Source organism: Klebsiella michiganensis (genome assembly GCF_002925905.1).
Taxonomy (GTDB): domain Bacteria; phylum Pseudomonadota; class Gammaproteobacteria; order Enterobacterales; family Enterobacteriaceae; genus Klebsiella; species Klebsiella michiganensis.
Genome location: NZ_PRDB01000002.1, coordinates 122917 through 143432, shown reverse-complemented (window position 1 = coordinate 143432; position 20516 = coordinate 122917). Strand labels below are relative to the sequence as shown.

Here is a 20516-nt window from a genome sequence, read left to right as displayed (position 1 = left end):
GCTATCGACTCTGGCGATAGCCGTATTTTTTAGGGAAGGGCTATGACGGGATTCCGTTGGGAGATCATTGAGGAGTACGGTCCGCTGTTTATGGACGGTGCCCTGATGACCATTAAATGTACCATTATCTGCGTGATCCTCGGCACCCTGTGGGGGCTGACCCTCGGGCTGGGGCGGATGGCGAAAGCCGAGCACGGGGTATGGAAATACGTTCTGCGTTACCTGGTGCAGTTTCCGGTGCGCTTTTACGTCAGCGCGTTTCGCGGTACGCCGCTGTTCGTGCAAATTATGGTGGTGCACTTCGCGCTGGTGCCGCTGTTTATCAACCCGCGCGACGGACTGCTGGTGACCAGCGGCATGATGAGCGCTGATTTCGCTCGCGAGCTGCGCTCAAACTACGGCGCGTTTCTCTCCTGTATCGTGGCGATTACGCTGAATGCCGGGGCCTACGTGTCGGAGATCTTCCGTGCCGGGATCCAGTCGATCGATAAGGGGCAGATGGAAGCTTCCCGCGCGCTGGGAATGCCGTGGTGGAAAACCATGCGTCAGGTGATTCTGCCGCAGGCGTTTCGCCGCATTCTGCCGCCGCTGGGCAACAACGCTATCGCCATCGTTAAGGACTCCTCGCTGGCGTCGGCCATCGGTCTGGCGGATCTGGCCTACGCCGCGCGCACCGTTTCCGGCGCCTACGCCACCTACTGGGAACCCTACCTGACCATCTCCCTGGTTTACTGGGTTATTACTTTCCTGCTGGCGCAGCTGGTTAACCGTCTGGAAAAGAGGTTTGGCAAAAGTGATTCACATTCGTAATTTACACAAGCGCTTCGGCGACAGCCACGTTCTGCGCGGCATCAGCTGCGACATTAAGCCGCAGGAAGTCGTGTGCATTATCGGCCCGTCCGGTTCCGGGAAAAGCACCTTTCTGCGCTGCATGAACGCGCTGGAAACCGTCAGCGAAGGCGAGGTTGAGGTGAACGGCTTCGCTGCCCACGATCGCGCCACCGATCTGAATAAGATGCGGGAAAGTGTCGGCATGGTCTTTCAGCGCTTCAATCTGTTCCCGCACAAAACGGTGCTGGAAAATCTGATTATGGCCCCGATGAGCCTGCGCGGCACGGCGCGCGCGGAGGCGGTGCGTCTGGCGGAAGAGCTGCTGGCGAAGGTCGGGCTGAGCGACAAGCGCGACGCCTGGCCCTCCAGCCTCTCCGGCGGGCAGCAGCAGCGGGTGGCCATCGCGCGCGCGCTGGCGATGAAGCCGTCGATTATGCTGTTTGATGAGCCCACTTCGGCGCTCGATCCTGAGCTGGTGGGCGACGTGCTGGAGGTGATGAAAAACCTCGCCAGCGAAGGGATGACCATGGTAATCGTGACCCACGAAATGGGCTTTGCCCGCGAAGTGGCCGATCGGGTTATCTTTATCGACCAGGGCATTATTCAGGAAGAGGGGAAACCGGCGCAGATCTTTGGCGCGCCGACTAACCCGCGCACCGCCGCGTTTTTGAGTAAAGTGCTGTAACGGCTCCCGGCCCCGGCGCGCGACTGCGCTGCCGGGGAGAAGACGCTGCGCGGGCGATGAGGGCGCTTTCGTTCTGCCGAACCGTGCCTGCCCTTAAGCGTTACCGCGCCGCCTCGCTAATATCATCCATCTCTTCTTCGCGCTCGCGTTCGTCCGCCAGCAGGGCTTTTTCGCTTTTACCCAGGCACTGAATCAGCAGGAACAGCGCGCCGCTGACAAACAGCGTCATCAGCAGACCATCATACCCCGCGACGCTGATCAGCAATCCGCTGACCACCGGGCCTGCGACGCTCCCCGCGGACCAAAAGAATCCCAGCAGGGCGTTGATCATAATCAGCTTCTGCCCGGAGAAGGTCTTCCCGGCGCGGACCAGCGACAGGGTATAGAGCGCCCCCGCCGCGGCGCCGAGAAGCAGGCAGCCGACAATCAGCTGGATATGCGACGCCAACAGGAACGGTAAGGCCAGCAGGGCGAGGCAGAAGACCACCGCGCAGGTCAGATGCACGCGGCGGATACCGAAGCGGTCGGCAATCCAGCCCAGCGGCGCCTGGAATACGGCATCGCCGGTTAATACCACGGTGACCAGCAGTACCGCCGTCACTTCACTCAGCCCTTTATCCATACCGTAAAGCGGCAGCAGCGCCAGTATGCTGGCATCAAAAAAGGCGAAGCAGAATACGCCGGAAGCCAGTACCGGCAAAAAGGCGCCGAGGCTGCGCCAGCTGGCGCGTTCCGCCAGCCGTTCGCGGCTGCCGGAGGGCAAATGGCGGAGCATCAGCAGGCAGGCGAGGGTCACCAGTCCGACGAGCAGCAGAGTCCATGATTGATACGCTTCTCCGGCGGAGATCAGCAGCGGCCCCGCCAGCTGACAGCCGGTAAAGGCGGAGGCATAAATGCCGGTCAGGGTTGCCCGGTTTTTACCCGCCGCGCCGCCGGTGATCCAGCTTTCGCCAATGACGATAATCACCCCTGACGCCAGGCCGGTCACCAGCCGCGGCAGCAGGAGATGAACCATATCAAACGACAGGCAGGAGGCGATGGTTGCCGCCGCCAGCGCCACCAGGCTGACGGAGAGCAGAAGCCCCATCTCGAAGCGCCGGCACAGCGCGGGCGAGAGGAAGGAGGAGATCATCATCCCCGCTGGCGGTAGCGCGGCCAGCAGGCCGACGTAAACGGTATCAATCTGCTGCTGCGCCAGCTCCAGACTGATTAAGGGCACCGTGTATCCGGTGATAAATCCCACTAATGAAGCCGCCATGATCATCGCCAGCGTGGGGGCAAGACGATTCTGCTCTGGGTTGAACATTTTATTTCCGGTTAAGGAGGTCTGTAGAGTGAATTATTCGGCAAAACGCCAGTATAGCTGCATAATAATTAATCGCACGCCTTATGTCACCGTTGATATGACTACAAAAAAACGCAGTGCAGGCGGGATGCCGCGCAAAGGCGCGTTGGCGCAGGGTTTGGCGGCAGTTGTCAGCGAGCGGGCGAAAGGATATAACCAATAGGCTAGCGGGTTACCTGTAGCCCTAACGTATTGCATAAAACACTCGTTCAGCGCTGAAGCTGTGCAGGAAAGGAGTAAGACATGGCTGTATCCCCTTCACTGATCGCCGAGGCCATTCGCTGGCGACGTGATTTTCATGCTTGCCCTGAGCTGGGGTATCAGGAACAGGAAACCTCTCGCCGGGTCGCTGAACTGCTCGCTTCATTTGGCCTTCAGGTGCATAGCGGTCTGGCGGGCACCGGCGTGGTCGCGACGCTGGAGAACGGCCCGGGTCCGGTAATTGGCCTGCGGGCCGATATGGATGCGCTACCGATCACCGAGCAGAGCGACGTCGACTATAAATCGCGTAATCCGGGCGTGATGCACGCCTGCGGCCACGACGGCCATAGCGCAATGCTGCTGGCGGCAGCGGCGCATCTGGCGCAAACCCGCCGCTTTCGCGGCACCGTTCACTTTGTTTTCCAGCCCGCTGAGGAGAACCTGGGCGGCGCGCGTAAGATGGTGGAAGAGGGGCTGTTTGCGCGCTTCCCGATGGATGCCATTTACGCGCTGCACAACTGGCCGGGTATGCCGCTGGGCCAGGTGGCGATCGGCAGCGGGGCGATGATGGCCTCTCTCGATGCGTTTGAAATTACCCTGACCGGCAAGAGCTGCCATGCGGCGATGCCGGAGCGCGGGGCGGACCCGATTGTCGCCGCGGCGCAGCTGATTATGGCGCTGCAAACCATTCCGTCGCGCCGCCTGTCGCCGCAGGAATCCACGGTGGTAAGCATTACCCAGATTTCCGGCGGGGAGGCGATCAACGTGCTGCCGGATAAAGTGGTGCTGCGCGGAACCTTCCGCTGTCTGAATAACCAGGTGCGTGAGCGGGTCAGGGGGCTGATTGAAAGCTATGTCGCCGCCCAGCCGCAGGTATCAGACGTGGAAGGCAAAATCGCCTGGTATCCCGGTTATCCCGTCACCACCAACCACCCGGCTGAAGCGCAAAAGGTTCGCGAGGTGGCGACCGCGCTGCTGGGGGAATCGGCGGTGAGCTGGAACGGCAATCCCTCTATGGCCTCGGAAGATTTTGCCTGCATGCTGGAGGCCTGCCCGGGCGCCTATTTCTGGATTGGCACCGATGGCGAGACGGCATCAAAGCCGCTACATAACGCCGGATATGATTTTAACGATGCGCTGATCCCGCACGGCGTGGCGCTGTGGACGGCGCTGGTGGAGAAACTGTTGGCGTAAGAGACCGATCCCGGAGGCGATGCTGCGCATCTGTCCGGGCTACCGGCCCGCAGACGGCACTGAACCTGTAGCCCGGGCAAGGCGCGTTGAGCGCCGCCCCGGGAGCAGAGCGCAGTGCGGCATAATTTCCCGGAGGCGATGCTGCGCATCTGTCCAGTCTACCGGCCCGCAGACGGCACTGAACCTGTAGCCCGGGCAACGCATGTTGAGCGCATCCCCCGGGAGCAAAAGTGGATATGGGGGGAGATGCGCGCATCTCCCCGCGGTGTTTTACACGTTCACCGCCGCTTTCAGGCGGGCTTTCATCTCACTATAGCTTGTCCAGGCATACTGCTCGGCCCAGCGCTGATCCGCGATAGCCTCCACCTTCACCGCGCAGTATTTGGTTTCCGGCGTTTTCGAGATCGGGTCGAGATTATCCTGCGTCAGCTCATTACAGGCGCCGACCCACCATTGATAGGTCATATACACCGCGCCTTCGTTAATGCGATCGCTGATGTCGGCGCGGGTAATCACCTTACCGCGCCGCGAGCTGACCCATACCAGCTGCTGGTCGGCGATTCCGAGGCGCTGCGCGTCGGCGCGGTTGATTTGCACCCGGCCCGGCTCATCGGCAAGCGATTGCAGGGCCGCGCAGTTGCCGGTCATCGAACGACACGAGTAGTGGCCGACTTCGCGCACGGTACAGAGCACCAGCGGATACGCTTCATCCGGCGTCTCGGCAGGCGCGCGCCACGGGGCGGCGAACAGCTGGCCTTTGCCGGTTGGCGTATCGAAGAGGTTATCTTTATACAGCCACGGCGTACCGGGGTGATCCAGCGTCGGGCACGGCCACTGGACGTGGTTCATATCGCCCATTTTCTCGTAGGTGACGCCGTAGAACAGCGGACAAAGCTCGCGCATTTCGTCCCAGATCTGCTGGTTATTATCGTAATGCATCGGATAGCCCATTTCGCTGGCCAGCAGGCTGATGATTTCCCAGTCGCGCTTAACGTTACCGGTAGCGATAATCGCCTGCTCAAAGCGCTGGAAGCCGCGGTCGGCGCAGGTAAAGACGCCGCCGTGTTCCCCCCAGGAGGTGGCGGGCAGCAGTACATCGGCGATTTCGGCGGTTTTGGTCATAAAGATATCCTGCACCACCACAAAATCGAGCGCTTCAATCCCCTTACGCACCAGGCCTAAATCGGCTTCGGTTTGCAGGGGATCTTCACCCATGATGTAGTAGGCTTTGATTTCGCCAGCCAGCGCTTTGTGCGGCACTTCGGTGATCCGGGTACCGACCTGGTCGTCCATGACAGCCGGGTTAACGCCCCATGCTTTGGCAAACTTATCGCGAACGCTGGCGTCGGTGACGTCCTGGTAGCCGGGGAACATATTCGGCAGGACGCCCATATCGCAGGCGCCCTGGACGTTGTTTTGTCCGCGTACCGGCCCCACGCCGACGTTGGCGCGTCCGAGGTTACCGGTTAACAGCGCCAGGCTCGCCAGCCCTCTGACGACGTCCACCGCCTGGCCGAACTGGGTGACGCCCATGCCCCACATAATGGTGGCGGAAGGCGCGGCGGCAAACATGCGCATCGCCTGGCGAATTTCAGCGGCCGGCACGCCGACGATCCCTTCGACGGCTTCAGGGGAATAGTCTTTCACCGTTTCGCGATAGGCGTCCAGCCCCTCGGTAAAGCGGTCGACGTAGTCGTGGTTATACAGATCCTCTTCCAGCAGCACGTGGGCGAAGGCGTTGACCAGCGCCATATTGCTGCCGTTATTGAGCTGCAGATGGCGATCGGCGATGCGGGCGGTTTCGATACGGCGCGGGTCGCAGACGATGATTTTCGCCCCGTTTTCGCGAGCTTTAATCACCCGGCGGGCGACGATAGGGTGGGAGTCAGCGCAGTTATAGCCAAAGACCAGCAGGCATTTCGAGTTTTCGATATCGCTAATCGAGTTGCTCATCGCGCCGTTACCGAGCGCCAGCTGAAGCCCGGCTACCGACGGGCCGTGGCAGACGCGGGCGCAGCAGTCGACGTTGTTGGTGTGGAGCACGCCGCGGGCGAATTTCTGCATCACATAGTTGGTTTCATTCCCGGTACCGCGCGATGAACCGGTCGTCATAATGGCGCGCGGGCCGTGCTTCTCCTTTATTTCACGCAGTTTATTCGCCGTATAGCGGATAGCTTCCTCCCAGCTGACCGGGGTGAACTTACCGCCTTTCTGATAGCGAATCATCGGTTGCTGCAGACGCGGCGTCAGTAGCTGGGTGTCGTTGAGGAAATCCCAGCCGTAATAGCCTTTCAGGCACAGCTGATTTTGGTTGGTGACGCCATCGGCGGCTTCGGCACGGAGAATTTTATTGTTTTCGACGACCAGCTTAAGTTTGCAACCGGCCCCGCAATAAGGGCAAACGCTCGTGATTTTTTTCATCAGTAACAGACCTGTTAACAGAGAATAAACAACAACGACAGACCGGGCCCGGCCCGCCTTTGTCAGGGCGTCATGAGCCAGCGCACCGGCAAATGACGGGAGCGTTATGCATACGCTGTGCCAAAACTTAACTTATTGAATTTGTATAGAATAGTTGATCAGGCGGGGCGGGGCGGCGGTGATGTCGACACTAATGACGATGACATGACGCCCGTTCGGGCGTCATCGAGGAAAAATCAGGCCAGCTTCTGGCGCAGCTGCGCGAGGGTGTCGGCGGGTAAACCGACTTCTTCGGCGGCGGCGCAAATCGCCTGCCAGCTGCCGGCGTCCAGCGGTATCCCCTGCGCCAGACGCTGCTGGCGGTTAGCCTCTTCCCACTCGCCCGGGGCCAGAATCGGCGCGTCCGGGTCGTGCGGCGACCGTTTACACCAGTCGATAAACGCTTCGGTCTCGCGCTGCATATCCGGCGCATCGAACGCTTCCGGGCTGAGAATAATGGTGGTCATGCAGTTGAAGATAGCGTCCACGCTGCCCTGCAGCGTCTCCTGATGCGAGGTTTTACCGCCGGATACCGCGCCGCCGATAATTTCGCACAGCGTCGCCAGCGCGTAGCCTTTATGTTCGGCAAAGGTCAGCAGCGCCCCCAGCGGCGACGTCTGCATCACCGCCGGGTCGGTAGTGGGGACGCCGTGAGCGTCGATCAGCGACCCCGCCGGTACCGGGACGCCTTTATGCCAGGCGACGCGGGTTTTACCGAAGGCGATGGCGCTGGTGGCGTAATCCAGCAGCAGCGGCGGATGGCCGGCGCGCGGGAACACCACGCACAGCGGGTTAGTACCGAAGCGGCTGTCTTTCCCACGGAACGGGGCGACCATCACGTTGCCAACGACGTTAACGAAATGGATAGAGATCATTCCGGCGGCCGCGCACTGTTCTGCCCAGTAGCCGATGCGGCCAATATGGTGCGCATTACGCAGCGCCACGGCGGCCATACCGTGCTCTCTGGCTTTCTTAATGCCGATCTGCATGGCTTCATGGGCCACGACCTGGCCGAAGCCGCCGTTGCCGTCCAGCGTGACCACCGCGCCCGCGTCTTTCATCACGCTGGCGTGGCGATTGAGCTGGAGATAACCCTGCGCGTGGGAGCGTACGTAGCTTGGGATCATGCCGACGCCGTGGGAATCGTGCCCGGCCAGGTTAGCGGCAATCAGATGGTCGGCGATAAGCGATGCTTCGGTGAGGGAGCTTCCCATATGGGTGAAAAGGGTTTTAACAAATTGATGCAGATCCGTAGCCTGGAAGCGATGTCCTGTTTGCACTGATTCTCTCCTGTGATTGGGTTGCGAATTCTTGTTTTAGTGTGTTTGCATTTCCATGCTGCGCTGAGCCACGGAGAAGATCAAGGTTTTGAATCTGTGGCGGTAAAGAGAAGGGCTGAGGGGGAAAGTGCAGCGTTGAGGCCGGGCAGTCTGGTTATGATATGAGGGATCATTAACGCTGAATGTTCTCTCTGGCGACTTGTCTGGGATGGCTCACAGTAGAAAGACGCTGTCTCTCTCTGTCCACGGGGAGGGCGCAAGGAAGGTTATAGGACATGATATGAGTGAGAGGCATTATTGTAAGTTGTGTTTTAATATATCCGCTGAATGAAATGCCGCTATTTCTTTTTCGCTCAGCGCGACTCTATACGTTGTCCGGTTTAACCATCGATACCGGATATCTGAAAAATATTATTTGTGAGTTTTATATTAATCCTGCCAGCCATTAATTATAACCATATCCATGCCCGGCGCTGGGCTTTTTTATGGCCGGTAAACGATAAAAAATAATTTATTTCTTACTCCCCTGCTCGCGCGCTTTTCAGTATCCGGAACGACCAGTATTTGCGTTACATATTGATTTGCATCAATCAATGCTGCCTATTCAGATATGAATTTAATTCACATTTCTCTGTCAGGTATACATCCTGCCTTTATTGTAAGCAAATGGTTGTTATTACATACCGGCATTGTTTGTCTCATGCGTTTCATTCTTACATTTGCCTTAAGATGCCTGAGGAAAGTCTTATAATGGACTTTGCAACAGGCTGGTTGATATTTTTTGGCGCTTTGCTCTACTATATCCGGGTCATCACACACCGTTATCTTTAATACATTATTCCTCACGGGAAGGGACCGCTATGGCTGATACGTTCCAGAATGAGGTGCCCAAGGCACGCATTAATTTAAAGCTGGCTCTGCACACAGGAGGCGCGCAGAAGAAAGTCGAGCTGCCGCTGAAACTCCTCACCATCGGTGATTTCAGTAATGGCAAAGAAGACCGGCCATTATCGGAAAGAGCAAAAATCAACGTCAATAAAAATAACTTCAACAGCGTACTTTCGGAATTCAGCCCGGAAATCAGCCTCACGGTACAGAACACGCTGGCCGGCGATAGCGCCGAAGAAAATATTCAGCTCCGCTTCGCCGATATGAAAGATTTCGAACCGGAGCAGGTGGCCCGCCAGATCCCCCAGCTCCGCGCCATGCTGGCGATGCGGAATTTATTACGCGACCTCAAATCCAACCTGCTTGATAACGCCACTTTCAGAAAAGAGCTCGAGAAAATCCTGAAAGATCCGGCGCTGACGCAGGAATTACGCGACGAAATGAGCGCGCTGGCCCCGAAATAAACGGCGTGCGTTATTTAATGGATTAACCGGGAATATGCTGATGTCTGTAAATACTGAAACCGCCCCCGCGCAGGGGCAGACCGCTGTACTGGAAAAAGAGAGCGTTTACGCCTCCCTGTTTGACAAAATCAACCTGACCCCGGCGTCCCGCCTGGGCGATATTAACGACTTTCTGGATGATGCCGCGCTGTCCGACGCCCCGGCGGGCGAACGACTGACGGCGGCGATGCAGGTATTTATGGACTGCATCCGTCAGTCCGGAAAGACCGTGGAGAAGCTCGACAAGACCCTGATTGACCACCACATCGCGGAGCTGGACTATCAAATCAGCCGCCAGCTGGACGCGGTGATGCACCATCCTGAGTTCCAGAAGGTGGAATCCCTGTGGCGCGGCCTGAAGCAGCTGGTGGACAGCACTGACTACCGCCAGAACGTCAAAACCGAAATTCTGGACGTCTCCAAAGACGATCTGCGCCAGGACTTCGAAGACGCGCCGGAGCTGATTCAGAGCGGCCTCTACTGGCACACCTACACCGCCGAGTACGACACCCCGGGCGGCGAGCCGATTGGCTCGGTGATCTCCGCGTATGAGTTCGACGCCAGCCCGCAGGACGTGGCGCTGCTGCGCAGCATCTCCGGCGTCTCCGCCGCGGCCATATGCCGTTTATCGGCGCCGTGGGTCCGGCCTTCTTTCTGAAAGAGTCCATGGAAGAGGTTGCCGCCATCAAGGATATCGGCAACTACTTCGACCGCGCCGAGTACATCAAATGGAAATCCTTCCGCGACACCGACGACGCGCGCTATATCGGCCTGGTGATGCCGCGCGTGCTGGGCCGCCTGCCGTATGGACCGGACACCGTGCCGGTGCGCAGCTTCAACTACGTCGAGCAGGTGAAAGGCCCGGACCACGAGAAATACCTGTGGACCAGCGCCTCGTTCTCCTTCGCGTCCAACATGGTGAAAAGCTTTATTAATAACGGCTGGTGCGTGCAGATCCGTGGCCCGCAGGCGGGCGGAGCGGTGAAAGATCTGCCGATCCACCTCTACGATCTGGGCACCGGCAACCAGGTGAAGATCCCGTCGGAGGTGATGATCCCGGAAACCCGCGAGTTTGAGTTCGCCAGCCTCGGCTTTATCCCGCTGTCGTACTACAAAAACCGCGACTACGCCTGCTTCTTCTCGGCCAACTCGGCCCAGAAGCCGGCGCTGTACGACACCGCCGACGCCACCGCCAACAGCCGCATCAACGCGCGCCTGCCGTATATCTTCCTGCTGTCGCGTATTGCGCACTACCTGAAGCTCGTTCAGCGTGAAAACATCGGTACCACCAAGGATCGCCGCCTGCTGGAGCTGGAGCTCAACACCTGGGTGCGCGGTCTGGTGACGGAAATGACCGACCCGGGCGACGAGCTGCAGGCCTCACACCCGCTGCGCGACGCGAAGGTGGTGGTGGAAGATATCGAGGACAATCCGGGCTTCTTCCGCGTGAAGCTGTACGCGGTGCCGCATTTCCAGGTGGAAGGGATGGACGTGAACCTGTCGCTGGTCAGCCAGATGCCGAAAGCGAAAGCGTAAGGCGGGGGCAGGGATGAAAACAGTACGACCGCTGTGGGGGCGGGGCCAGATGGTTTCCCCTCAACATTTTCAGCAGGAGGCCGCGCAAGCGGCCTGGCACACGAGTGTGTCGCCCGACTGGGAGCAATACATCCCTGGGGGGTTGCGCGGACGGCTTTTGACGCCGCGCTGCTGAAGCAGGGGAAACTGAAGGCCGACCACCTGTGTGTGCGTTTCGCCGACGGAACGCTCACTGATAGCGATAACGCCGATGCGTTGCCGCCCGTGATGACCTTACCGGAAACAGAAAGCCACGAACTGACGGTGGTTTTGGCGTTGCCCCATGAGTATGAAAACGGCGGCAACTGCCTGCAACCGGAGCAGAAAGCGGAGCGTCCTGTGCGCTGGCGTCTGGCCTGGCGGGAGGTGCGTAACCGCTATGGGGATGACAGCCGCCAGATTGCGGTAATGCAGCCGGAACTGACGCTGCGTACAGAGGATAACGACAACGGCAATTACCAGACCGTCGCCGTGGCCCGTCTTAAGCGCGACAGCCAGGGAGACTGGTCGCAGGACGCGTCGTTTATCCCGCCGCTGCTGAACGTGCAGGCCAGCCGCTGGCTAACGGAGCAGACCGAATATCTGACGGGTCAGCTACGCGCGCGCCTGCAGCGCCTGATGTCTATGCGTCGGGAGAGCAACGAACGAATGGCCGACTTCGCGGTGGCGGACGTGTCGCTGTTCTGGCTGCTGAATGCGCTCAACAGCGCGGAGCCGGTGCTCAGCTATTTTGTGCGCTATCCGCAGGTGCACCCGGAGCGGCTTTATCAGGCGCTGGCCGGTCTTGCAGGCAGCCTGCTGACGTTTTCTCTTGATCACACCACCGCCGATATTCCGGCCTATCGTCATGAGCAGCTAACGGCGGTCTTCCCGCCGTTGTTTGACCTGCTGGGTGTGCTGCTGGAAGCCAGCCTGCCATCCCGGGTTGTGGCGATTGACATGGTCCGCGATGAACGGCGCAAGCGCTGGCACGCCCGTCTCCACGATCCGAGACTGCGTGAAGAGGCGGATTTTTATCTCTCGGTACGCTCGCCGCTGCCGGTAGCGCAACTGCTGGAGCAGTTTCCGCTTCAGTGCAAAGCGGGTAGCCCGGATGAAGTCGACAGGGTGGTCAACGGTTCGCAGCCCGGCATTCCTTTGCGCGCGATGAGCCACGTCCCTGCGGCTATCCCGCTGCGCCTGGAAAACCAGTATTTCACCCTTGATATGGCCCATCCGGCGGCGCGGGCGATGCTGCTGGAAGGCAGTTGTGTCTTTTACGTCCCCGGTCTGCTGGGCGATCCGGAACTTGAACTGTTTGCGGTGCTGCGCTCATGAAACAGGACATAAATATCGACGCCCTGATGGCGGACGCGTGGCTGACGGTGACGGAACTGCGGTTCGGCGCAAGACTGGCCGACGGGGAGGGCGACCGCCTGTGGCGACATTGTGTAGATCATATTGAACAGGTGATGGCGAAGCTTGAGGCTGCGGACGTCAGCGAGGCGAGCCGTCGGCATATTCTTTACGCCTGGTGTGCGCTGCTGGATGAGACCGCCAAAGGACGCGAAGGCGAGGATGATGCCTGCATCGTCTGGTATGACCGTCCGCTGCAGGCGAAATACTTTGGTGCTCTGGACGCCGGAGACGCGTTGTATGAACGGATGCGTCAGGTTCTGCGCGAGCCCGCGCCGGATATGGCGGTGCTGACCTGTTTCCACCGGGTGCTGATGCTCGGCTTTAAAGGGTGTTATGCCCTGAATGAACCGGCTCGTGACCAGCTTGTTCGGGTACTGACCGAGCGCGTGCCGCCGTTTGAAACGGACCAGAGCCGTCCCGTACTGGCGGGTATCTCCGGGCGCAGCGGCCTGGCGGACGGGTTACGTCGCTGGCCGGTTTGCATCGGGCTGTCGCTGGTAGCGATCGCCGCGCTGTGGTGGGGTCTGAACCACTGGCTTGATTCCCTGATTGCAACCCTGCTGCCGGGGGCCGGGAAATGAACGTGCGCTATTTGCGCCTGTTATGGCTCTGGGGCGGGATCCTGGCGCTGCTGCTCTGCCTGCTGTTTCTGCCGCTGGCCTCCGGCGGGCGGATTCTGGCCGCTGCGCTGATACTGGCCGCCGTTATCGCCGGGCTGATTTTCGCCGGGCGCAGGCGGGAAGATCCGCTGGTAGATAACGCCTGGCTGGATGAGATACCGGACGCGCCGTATCGCCTGCCGGTGGTGCTGGTCTGCGGCGATATTGCTGGGTGGCCGGAGAGCGGGCCAGTTTACCGCACGGCACGGGGCTGCTGGTTAAACGTCCCGACGGCTGAACTGCAGCAGACGGTACGTATTCTTCTGTGGAAACGCCCGGACCTCGTATCGCAGCTGGCGGTGATGGTCAGCGTCTGTCCGCAGCTGCATCGTGATGAGGCGGCGCTGGCGGCCGGGCTTTATGAGCTGCGCTGGCAGCTGAGCCAGGTGCGGAGCGATTGCCGCCGGGCGGTGCCTTTACTGTTGAACAGTAAGGTGGCGGGGGCGTCTGTTCCACAACCGCTGTGGCAGACAGCGCAGGCCGGGGAGGCCATGCAGGTATGGCTGGCGGACGATGTGCCGTGCAGCACCGGGACATGGCTGGCGCAAAAGGACGGGACGGACCGCCTGGCTGCGCAGGTGAGGATGAATACGCTGGTTCGCCTGACTGAACAAACAATGATGGCCGCGCTGACGGCGGCGTCGGACGATATGCCTCCGGCGGACCCGGCGATGGTGGTATATCACATGACGCCTTCGGGGGCGCCGGTTCTGGCTGATAGCCTGTGGCAGCGCTGGTTGTCTCAACATACCGCCCTGAATTCGCTGCCCGGCTGGCAGCCCAATCCCTCATCAGCGGATGTCACGCTGCCGAATTTTATTCTGCCGCTGTTGCCACTGGGCGCCGGCGTGGCGCCGCTCAGCAGAACTTTACGGCGGGCATTCTGCCTGTTCACCCTTGCCGCCATCATCGCACTGTGCGCCAGCGCGTGGAACAACCGCCAGCTGCTGCAGCGGGTGGGGTTCGATATTCAGCATTACGCGCAGATTGCGATGGATGACTACGCCCCGAAAGCCCGCGCCGTGCAGATCCTGCGCGGGGATGCGCTGCAGCTGGATCGGTGGGCGCGCCACGGTGAACCGCTGGAAATGGGGCTCGGCCTGTATCACGGGGAGCATTTGCGCATGCCGGTGCTGGACGCCATTCGTTCCTATGTCCCGGCGCCTCCGCCACTGAAGCCTGCCGAGAAAACCGCGCCGAAAATCATCCGCCTCGACAGCATGTCGCTGTTCGACACCGGCAGGTGGGCGCTGAAGCCCGGCTCGACAAAGCTGCTGGTGAACTCGCTGGTCGGCATTAAAGCGAAGCCCGGCTGGCTGATTGTGGTGGCGGGCCATACCGACAGCACCGGCGACGATAAATCCAACCAGATACTTTCGCTTAAGCGTGCCGAATCGGTGCGCGACTGGATGCGCGACACCGGCGACGTGCCGGAGAGCTGTTTTGCGGTGCAGGGCTACGGCGAGAGCCGACCCGTTGCCCCCAACGACACGGCCGAAGGCCGGGCGCTGAACCGCCGTGTCGAAATCAGTCTGGTGCCGCAGGCGAATGCCTGCCAGCCACCGGGCATGACCCCCGCGCCATCGCAGGATGATGGCGCTTTTTAAAATGATACACACAGTCATTCGGGCTGCCTCGCAGCGGCAACTGAATGGGTCCCCGGAAGCATAGTTCACTATGTGACCGGGGCAAATGAAGGCAGCCAACAAAGAGGCAGCCTGAAGGACGACGTGTATAAATGGAGAAGTAATATGGCAATACCAGTCTATCTGTGGCTGAAGGACGACGGCGGCGCGGACATCAAAGGTTCCGTGGACGTGAAGGACCGCGAGGGCAGCATCGAGGTGGTGGCGCAGGAGCATAACCTGTACATCCCGACCGATAACAACACCGGGAAGCTGACCGGCACGCGAATCCACACGCCGTTCCTGTTCACCAAGGAAATCGACGCCTCCAGCCCGTACCTGTACAAGGCGGTGACCACCGGCCAGACGCTGAAGTCGGCTGAATTCCGCTGGTACAAAATCAACGACGCCGGTCAGGAAGTGGAGTACTTCAACACGAAGCTTGAGAACGTGAAGGTGGTGAAGGTCAACCCGCTGATGCACGACGTCAAGGACCCGTCCTACGAGAAGCATAACCACCTCGAGCAGATTGAGCTGCGTTACGAAAAAATCACCTGGACCTACAAGGACGGCAACATCATTCATTCCGACAGCTGGAACGAACGCGCCACCGCCTGATGACTCGCCATATTTCACGCTGTAGCGCCGTTGGCTGCGTTCGCTTGCCGTCTTGCTACAGCGCGAACTATTTAGAGTCATCCCCTGATGGGCAGTTTCCGCTGCCCGTTTTTGCTGAGCGCCTGAACTGACGGGCGCTCAGCAAAAAAACAATCTGCCTGCCTGACCTGATGCGCTTTGGGTTCCTGAATAACAGGGAACAGCGACGGGCGGTAGCGTGTCCGGAACTGATAAAGAGAAAAGCTCATGGAAAATCCCGCCATTTTGTTACGCCGACTTAACCCTTACTGCGCCCGTGCGATGGAAGGCGCTGCCACCCTGTGCCAGACCCGGGCGCACGCGGAAATCCTGCCCGAGCACTGGCTGCTGAAACTGCTGGAGCAGGGCGAGGGCGACCTGACGGTACTGGCGCGGCGCTACGAATGGGATATGGACGCGATATGGCAGGATTTGCTGACCTTTATGGATAAGCTCCCCCGTTCGGTGCGCGGCCGCCCGCAGCTTTCAGACGCTATTCAGACTCTGATGCAGGAGGCATGGCTGAGCGCTTCGCTGGCCGGGGAGGAGCATATCCGTAGTATCCACCTGCTGATGGCGCTGGTGGATAAACAGAGTCTGGTGCGCTGCGACGGCCTGTGGCCGCTGCTGACCCTGGTGCAGAGCCAGCTGGCGCGCCTGCGTCCGCTGCTGGACGCGCAGTCCGAAGAGCGCCCGGAGGTGCAGCAGGAAGCAGAGCTGGCGCAGGGCGACGAGGTGGCGTTTGTCGGCCGTCCGGTTAATGCGGGCGTAAAAGAAGGGGATCTGAATCCGGCTCTGCAGAATGCGCTGGATAAGTTCACCCTCGACGTGACCGCCCGCGCCCGGGACGGCAAAATCGACCCGGTGTTCGGCCGTGATAATGAAATCCGCCAGATGGTGGACATTCTTTCCCGACGCCGCAAGAACAACCCGATACTGGTGGGCGAGCCGGGCGTCGGCAAGACCGCGCTGGTGGAAGGTCTGGCGATCAGAATCGCCGAGGGCAACGTCCCGGACGCGCTGAAACCGGTAAGCGTGCGCACCCTTGACCTCGGCCTGCTGCAGGCCGGAGCGGGGGTGAAGGGAGAATTCGAGCAGCGGCTGAAAAACATTATCGACGCGGTGCAGCAGTCGCCGCTGCCTGTGCTTCTGTTTATTGATGAGGCCCACACCCTTATCGGCGCGGGTAACCAGGCGGGCGGCGCCGATGCGGCTAACCTGCTGAAACCGGCCCTTGCCCGGGGCGAACTCAGAACTATCGCCGCCACAACCTGGAGCGAGTACAAACAGTATTTTGAGCGCGATGCGGCGCTGGAGCGGCGCTTCCAGATGATCAAAGTCGATGAGCCGGACGACGACACCGCCTGCCTGATGCTCAGGGGCCTGAAGTCCCGCTACGCGGAGCATCACGGGGTGCACATCACCGATGAGGCGGTGCGCGCCGCCGTCACCCTCTCCAGACGCTATCTGACCGGACGCCAGCTGCCGGACAAGGCGGTGGATTTACTCGACACCGCCTCCGCCCGCATCCGCATGAGCCTGGATACGGTGCCGGCGCCGCTGACTCGACTGAAGGCGCAGCTCACCGGCCTGGCGATGGAAAAGCAGGCGCTGCTGGAAGATATCGCGGCGGGCAACCACACCCACGGCGAACGCCTGGCGGCCATCGAACAGGACGAAGTCCGTATTATCCTGCAGCTCGACGAGCTGGAAACGCAGTATGGCCAGGAGCTGAAGCTCACGGAAAACCTGCTCGCCTGCCGCGCCGATCTCTCCCGCCACGCGGAAATCGCGGACCTGCAAAACCAGCTTAGTGCCGTGCAGCAGGGGAACCCGCTGCTGGGGCTGGACGTGGACGCGCGCACCGTTGCCACGGTCATCGCCGACTGGACAGGCGTGCCGCTCTCGTCTCTGATGAAGGATGAGCAGACGGAGCTGCTGAGCCTGGAACAGCAGCTCGGTAGACGCGTGGTGGGCCAGGACGCGGCGCTGAACGCCATCGCGCAGCGTCTCCGTGCCAGCAAAACCGGGCTGACGTCGGAGAACGGCCCGCAGGGCGTGTTCCTGCTGACCGGGCCGAGCGGCACCGGCAAGACTGAAACCGCGCTTGCCCTTGCTGACGCGCTGTTCGGCGGTGAGAAATCCTTAATCACTATCAACCTCTCCGAATACCAGGAGCCGCACACCGTCAGCCAGCTCAAGGGCTCCCCGCCGGGGTACGTCGGCTACGGCCAGGGCGGTATCCTCACCGAAGCGGTCAGAAAGCGTCCGTACAGCGTGGTGCTGCTGGACGAAGTGGAGAAGGCCCACCGGGACGTGATGAACCTGTTCTACCAGGTATTTGACCGGGGTTTTATGCGCGACGGCGAGGGGCGGGAGATCGACTTTCGCAACACGGTTATTCTGATGACTTCCAACCTCGGCAGCGACCACATCATGCAGATGCTGGACGAACGGCCGGAGGGCACGGAATCCGACCTGCATGAACTGCTGCGTCCGCTGCTGCGCGACCACTTCCAGCCCGCGCTGCTGGCGCGCTTCCAGACGGTGATCTACCGCCCGCTCACGCGGGACGCGATGCGCACGATTGTCGGAATGAAGCTCAGCCAGGTGAGCAAACGCCTCAGTCGCCACTACGGCATGACCACTACCATCAGCGACAGCCTGTACGACGCTCTGACGGATGCCTGCCTGCTGCCGGATACCGGGGCGCGCAACGTGGACAGCCTGCTCAACCAGCAGATACTGCCGGCGCTGAGCCTGCAGCTATTAAGCCATCAGGCGGCGGGGCAGAAGGCGCAGCACCTGATGCTGGGTCGTGATGAAGAGGGGGGGATTGTGATGGAGTTTGGCGCAGGGGCGGGCGTATGAGCGAGATAAAATCCCTGCTGTTCAGCCACAGCCACCATCTGTTAACGGTGCGCGGCTGCAGCGCCCTTCTGGACGTGCTGAGCTTTGAAGGTGAGGAGGCCCTGAGCGAACCGTTCAGATACGTGATTGAGTTCACCAGCGCCGACAAAACCATCACGCCGCAGCAGATGCTGATGCAGGACGCGACCTTCACCCTGCAGGCGCCGGCGGACCAGGGTTTCGGGATTAACATTCAGCAGCCGGTGCGCACGATTCAGGGCGTGGTGACGGCGTTTGAGCGCCTTTCCGCATCCCGCGACGAAACGCACTATTCCCTGACCCTGCAGCCTCGTCTGGCGCTGCTCTCCCGGAGCCACCAGAACCGGATTTACCAGGATATGTCGGTGCCGGATATCGTGGAGCATATCCTGCGTACCCGCCACGCCATGCGCGGGGAGGACTTTGTCTTCACCCTGGCACAGGCGTATCCGCGTCGCGAGCAGGTGATGCAGTACGGCGAGGACGACCTGCGCTTTATCACCCGCCTGCTGGGAGAGGTCGGTATCTGGTTCCGCTTCACCGCCGACACCCGGCTGAATATTGACGTGGTGGAGTTTTACGATGACCAGCGGCACTACGAGCAGGGGCTGGTTCTGCCGTCGGTGCCGCCCTCCGGCCAGCACGACGGCGGTACCGAGTCGGTGTGGGCGCTGAAAAGCCAGCATAACGTGGTGCAGCAGTCGGTGTTCACCCGGGACTACAACTACCGCAACGCGCCGGAGGAGATGAGCCAGAGCGCGGACGTGACGTCCGGCGACGTCACCACCTACGGCGAGGCGTATCACTGGGCGGATAACTACCTGGCGCCGGGCAGTGACGGCCAGCGCAACCCGGAGCCGGAGAGCGGGGCGTTTTATGCCCGTCTGCGCCACGAGCGCTACCTGAACGACCAGACCCGGCTGAGCGGCAGGACCAGCAGCGCGGCGCTGGCGCCGGGCCGGGAGCTGAAGGTCACCGGAGGCGCTGAGGTGACGGAGGTTTTCCGCCAGGGCGTGGTGATTACCGGCATCCACAGCCGCGCCCGTCGCGACCGCAGCTATGAGGTGGCGTTTACGGCCATCCCGTTCTCGGAAAATTACGGCTTCCGTCCGCAACCGGGCGACAGGCCGGTCATGGCCGGCACGCTGCCGGCGCGGGTGACCAGCACGAAAACCAACGATATCTACGGCCATATCGACCGCGACGGCCGTTATAAGGTCAACCTGCTGTTTGACCGCGACCACTGGCAGCCGGGGGAAGAGAGTCTGTGGGTACGTCAGGCGCGCCCCTATGCCGGGGACACATACGGCCTGCACCTGCCGCTGCTGGCGGGGACGGAAGTGGCCATCGCTTTTGAGCAGGGAGACCCGGACCGTCCGTATATTGCCGGTGTCCTGCACGACTCAACGCACCCGGACCCTGTCACCATCCGGAACTATAAGCGCAACGTCCTGCGGACCCCGGCGAACAACAAAATCCGCCTCGACGACGCGCGTGGCAAAGAGCACATCAAGGTCAGCACGGAGTACGGCGGCAAGAGTCAGCTGAACCTGGGGCATCTGGTGGACAGCGAAAAACAGCCACGTGGCGAGGGGTTTGAGCTGCGGACGGACAGCTACGGAGCGATACGGGCCGGAAAGGGAATATTCATTACTGCTGATGCACAATCGAAGGCGCAGGGGCAGCAACTGGCGATGGAACCGGCGCTGTCGCGGCTTTCAGCGGCACTAGTGGAAATGCAGTCACTGGCTGCCAGCGCACAGCAGGCACAGGCGCTGGCTGCGGATGTTGGACGTCAGCAGACGTTGCTGCAACAGAAGATAGACCAGCTTCAGAAGGAAGTACTGCTGGGAACGGCCCCGCAGGGTGTGGCGCTGGCAAGCGGTGACGATATGCTGCTGTCGGCGCAGGAGAATCTGACGCTGATTGCAGGTCAGCAGCTGGATATGGGGGCGCAGAAGGACTTCACACTGGCGGCGGGTAAACAACTCAGTCTCTGGAGTCAGAATGGGGCGAAGTGGTTTGCGTCGCGGGGAGATATTGATATTCAGGCGCAGGGCGGACATATCACCACTTGGTCAACGCAGGACACGCATATTTCGAGTGGCAAGAAGCTGGTAATAACAGCACAGGATGAACTGACGCTGATATGCGGGGGCGGATATATCAAAATCAAAGGTGGGAATGTTGAAATTGGCGGTCCTGGAAAGTTGCTGATAAAAAACACCGGTATTAAGGAAGGTGCGAATAAGCAGGTCATTTCTTCCCAAGCTGACTCGCTGATTAAAATTTCGCGGATCTGGGCCGATTTTTTTCCCGCAAACACATCGAATCAGCCTATTTAGGC

12 protein-coding genes and 2 pseudogenes are annotated in these 20516 nt (G+C 60.4%); 11 read left to right on the top strand and 3 right to left on the bottom strand.

The features are described from left to right. Positions 1-42 precede the first annotated feature (42 nt). Positions 43-810: an amino acid ABC transporter permease gene (locus tag CDA56_RS07800; RefSeq protein WP_004102832.1), complete on the top strand. Its 768-nt coding sequence runs from the start codon at positions 43-45 to the stop codon at positions 808-810. After that, positions 794-1516 (top strand): amino acid ABC transporter ATP-binding protein, encoded by a 723-nt coding sequence (locus CDA56_RS07795; RefSeq protein WP_046878622.1) that lies wholly within the window; start codon positions 794-796, stop codon positions 1514-1516. Before CDA56_RS07800 ends, CDA56_RS07795 begins: the two co-directional genes overlap by 17 nt. 100 nt (positions 1517-1616) lie before the next feature. Here the strand turns inward: CDA56_RS07795 and CDA56_RS07790 are convergent, their stop codons facing one another. Next, the gene (locus CDA56_RS07790; protein ID WP_064375820.1) at positions 1617-2822 is read right to left on the bottom strand and encodes an MFS transporter; all 1206 of its coding nucleotides are present in this window, start codon (positions 2820-2822) and stop codon (positions 1617-1619) included. A 282-nt stretch (positions 2823-3104) separates the two neighbouring features. On the opposite strand from CDA56_RS07790, the gene CDA56_RS07785 reads away from it, so the two are divergent. Next, positions 3105-4256 carry a M20 aminoacylase family protein gene (locus CDA56_RS07785; protein WP_025108182.1) on the top strand — a complete coding sequence of 384 codons (1152 nt, stop codon included), beginning with the start codon at positions 3105-3107 and terminating at the stop codon, positions 4254-4256. A gap of 270 nt (positions 4257-4526) precedes the next feature. Here CDA56_RS07785 and fdhF read toward each other — a convergent pair whose 3' ends face one another. Together fdhF and CDA56_RS07775 are read right to left on the bottom strand one after the other, a co-directional pair. Beyond that, positions 4527-6677 carry a formate dehydrogenase subunit alpha gene (gene fdhF / locus CDA56_RS07780; protein WP_047723678.1) on the bottom strand — a complete coding sequence of 717 codons (2151 nt, stop codon included), beginning with the start codon at positions 6675-6677 and terminating at the stop codon, positions 4527-4529. A gap of 236 nt (positions 6678-6913) precedes the next feature. Beyond that, positions 6914-7996, bottom strand: a complete 1083-nt coding sequence (locus CDA56_RS07775) for a malate/lactate/ureidoglycolate dehydrogenase (RefSeq protein WP_042945327.1) — start codon at positions 7994-7996, stop codon at positions 6914-6916. An 860-nt stretch (positions 7997-8856) separates the two neighbouring features. On the opposite strand from CDA56_RS07775, the gene tssB reads away from it, so the two are divergent. The 8 genes and pseudogenes from tssB to CDA56_RS07735 all read left to right on the top strand — a co-directional run bounded on the left by tssB (position 8857) and on the right by CDA56_RS07735 (position 20514). Beyond that, positions 8857-9348 (top strand): type VI secretion system contractile sheath small subunit, encoded by a 492-nt coding sequence (gene tssB, locus CDA56_RS07770; protein WP_014229069.1) that lies wholly within the window; start codon positions 8857-8859, stop codon positions 9346-9348. 40 nt (positions 9349-9388) lie between these two features. Continuing rightward, a pseudogene (tssC, locus tag CDA56_RS07765) lies at positions 9389-10923 on the top strand (type VI secretion system contractile sheath large subunit). Positions 10924-10936: 13 nt separating this feature from the next. Then, positions 10937-12279 (top strand): annotated as a pseudogene (gene tssK / locus CDA56_RS07760) (type VI secretion system baseplate subunit TssK). Continuing rightward, the gene (tssL, locus tag CDA56_RS07755; protein ID WP_014229072.1) at positions 12276-12941 is read left to right on the top strand and encodes a type VI secretion system protein TssL, short form; all 666 of its coding nucleotides are present in this window, start codon (positions 12276-12278) and stop codon (positions 12939-12941) included. Before tssK ends, tssL begins: the two are co-directional and overlap by 4 nt. Next, positions 12938-14626 carry an OmpA family protein gene (locus tag CDA56_RS07750; RefSeq protein WP_102803602.1) on the top strand — a complete coding sequence of 563 codons (1689 nt, stop codon included), beginning with the start codon at positions 12938-12940 and terminating at the stop codon, positions 14624-14626. The genes tssL and CDA56_RS07750 overlap by 4 nt, the downstream gene beginning before the upstream one ends. A 144-nt stretch (positions 14627-14770) precedes the next feature. Continuing rightward, positions 14771-15262, top strand: a complete 492-nt coding sequence (gene hcp, locus CDA56_RS07745) for a type VI secretion system effector Hcp (RefSeq protein ID WP_014229074.1) — start codon at positions 14771-14773, stop codon at positions 15260-15262. 246 nt (positions 15263-15508) lie between these two features. Beyond that, entirely contained in the window at positions 15509-18151 is a 2643-nt protein-coding gene (gene tssH, locus CDA56_RS07740; protein ID WP_102803601.1) for a type VI secretion system ATPase TssH, read from the top strand. Beyond that, entirely contained in the window at positions 18148-20514 is a 2367-nt protein-coding gene (locus CDA56_RS07735; RefSeq protein WP_227633079.1) for a type VI secretion system Vgr family protein, read from the top strand. Before tssH ends, CDA56_RS07735 begins: the two co-directional genes overlap by 4 nt. Positions 20515-20516 lie beyond the last annotated feature (2 nt).

What these genes read in the sequence shown, in the direction of transcription:
- CDA56_RS07800 (WP_004102832.1), top strand. Translation starts at nt 43, where the DNA reads ATGACGGGATTCCGTTGGGAGATCATTGAGGAGTACGGTCCGCTGTTT.
- CDA56_RS07790 (WP_064375820.1), bottom strand. Translation starts at nt 2,822, where the DNA reads ATGTTCAACCCAGAGCAGAATCGTCTTGCCCCCACGCTGGCGATGATC.
- CDA56_RS07785 (WP_025108182.1), top strand. Translation starts at nt 3,105, where the DNA reads ATGGCTGTATCCCCTTCACTGATCGCCGAGGCCATTCGCTGGCGACGT.
- fdhF (WP_047723678.1), bottom strand. Translation starts at nt 6,677, where the DNA reads ATGAAAAAAATCACGAGCGTTTGCCCTTATTGCGGGGCCGGTTGCAAA.
- tssB (WP_014229069.1), top strand. Translation starts at nt 8,857, where the DNA reads ATGGCTGATACGTTCCAGAATGAGGTGCCCAAGGCACGCATTAATTTA.
- tssL (WP_014229072.1), top strand. Translation starts at nt 12,276, where the DNA reads ATGAAACAGGACATAAATATCGACGCCCTGATGGCGGACGCGTGGCTG.
- CDA56_RS07750 (WP_102803602.1), top strand. Translation starts at nt 12,938, where the DNA reads ATGAACGTGCGCTATTTGCGCCTGTTATGGCTCTGGGGCGGGATCCTG.
- hcp (WP_014229074.1), top strand. Translation starts at nt 14,771, where the DNA reads ATGGCAATACCAGTCTATCTGTGGCTGAAGGACGACGGCGGCGCGGAC.
- tssH (WP_102803601.1), top strand. Translation starts at nt 15,509, where the DNA reads ATGGAAAATCCCGCCATTTTGTTACGCCGACTTAACCCTTACTGCGCC.
- CDA56_RS07735 (WP_227633079.1), top strand. Translation starts at nt 18,148, where the DNA reads ATGAGCGAGATAAAATCCCTGCTGTTCAGCCACAGCCACCATCTGTTA.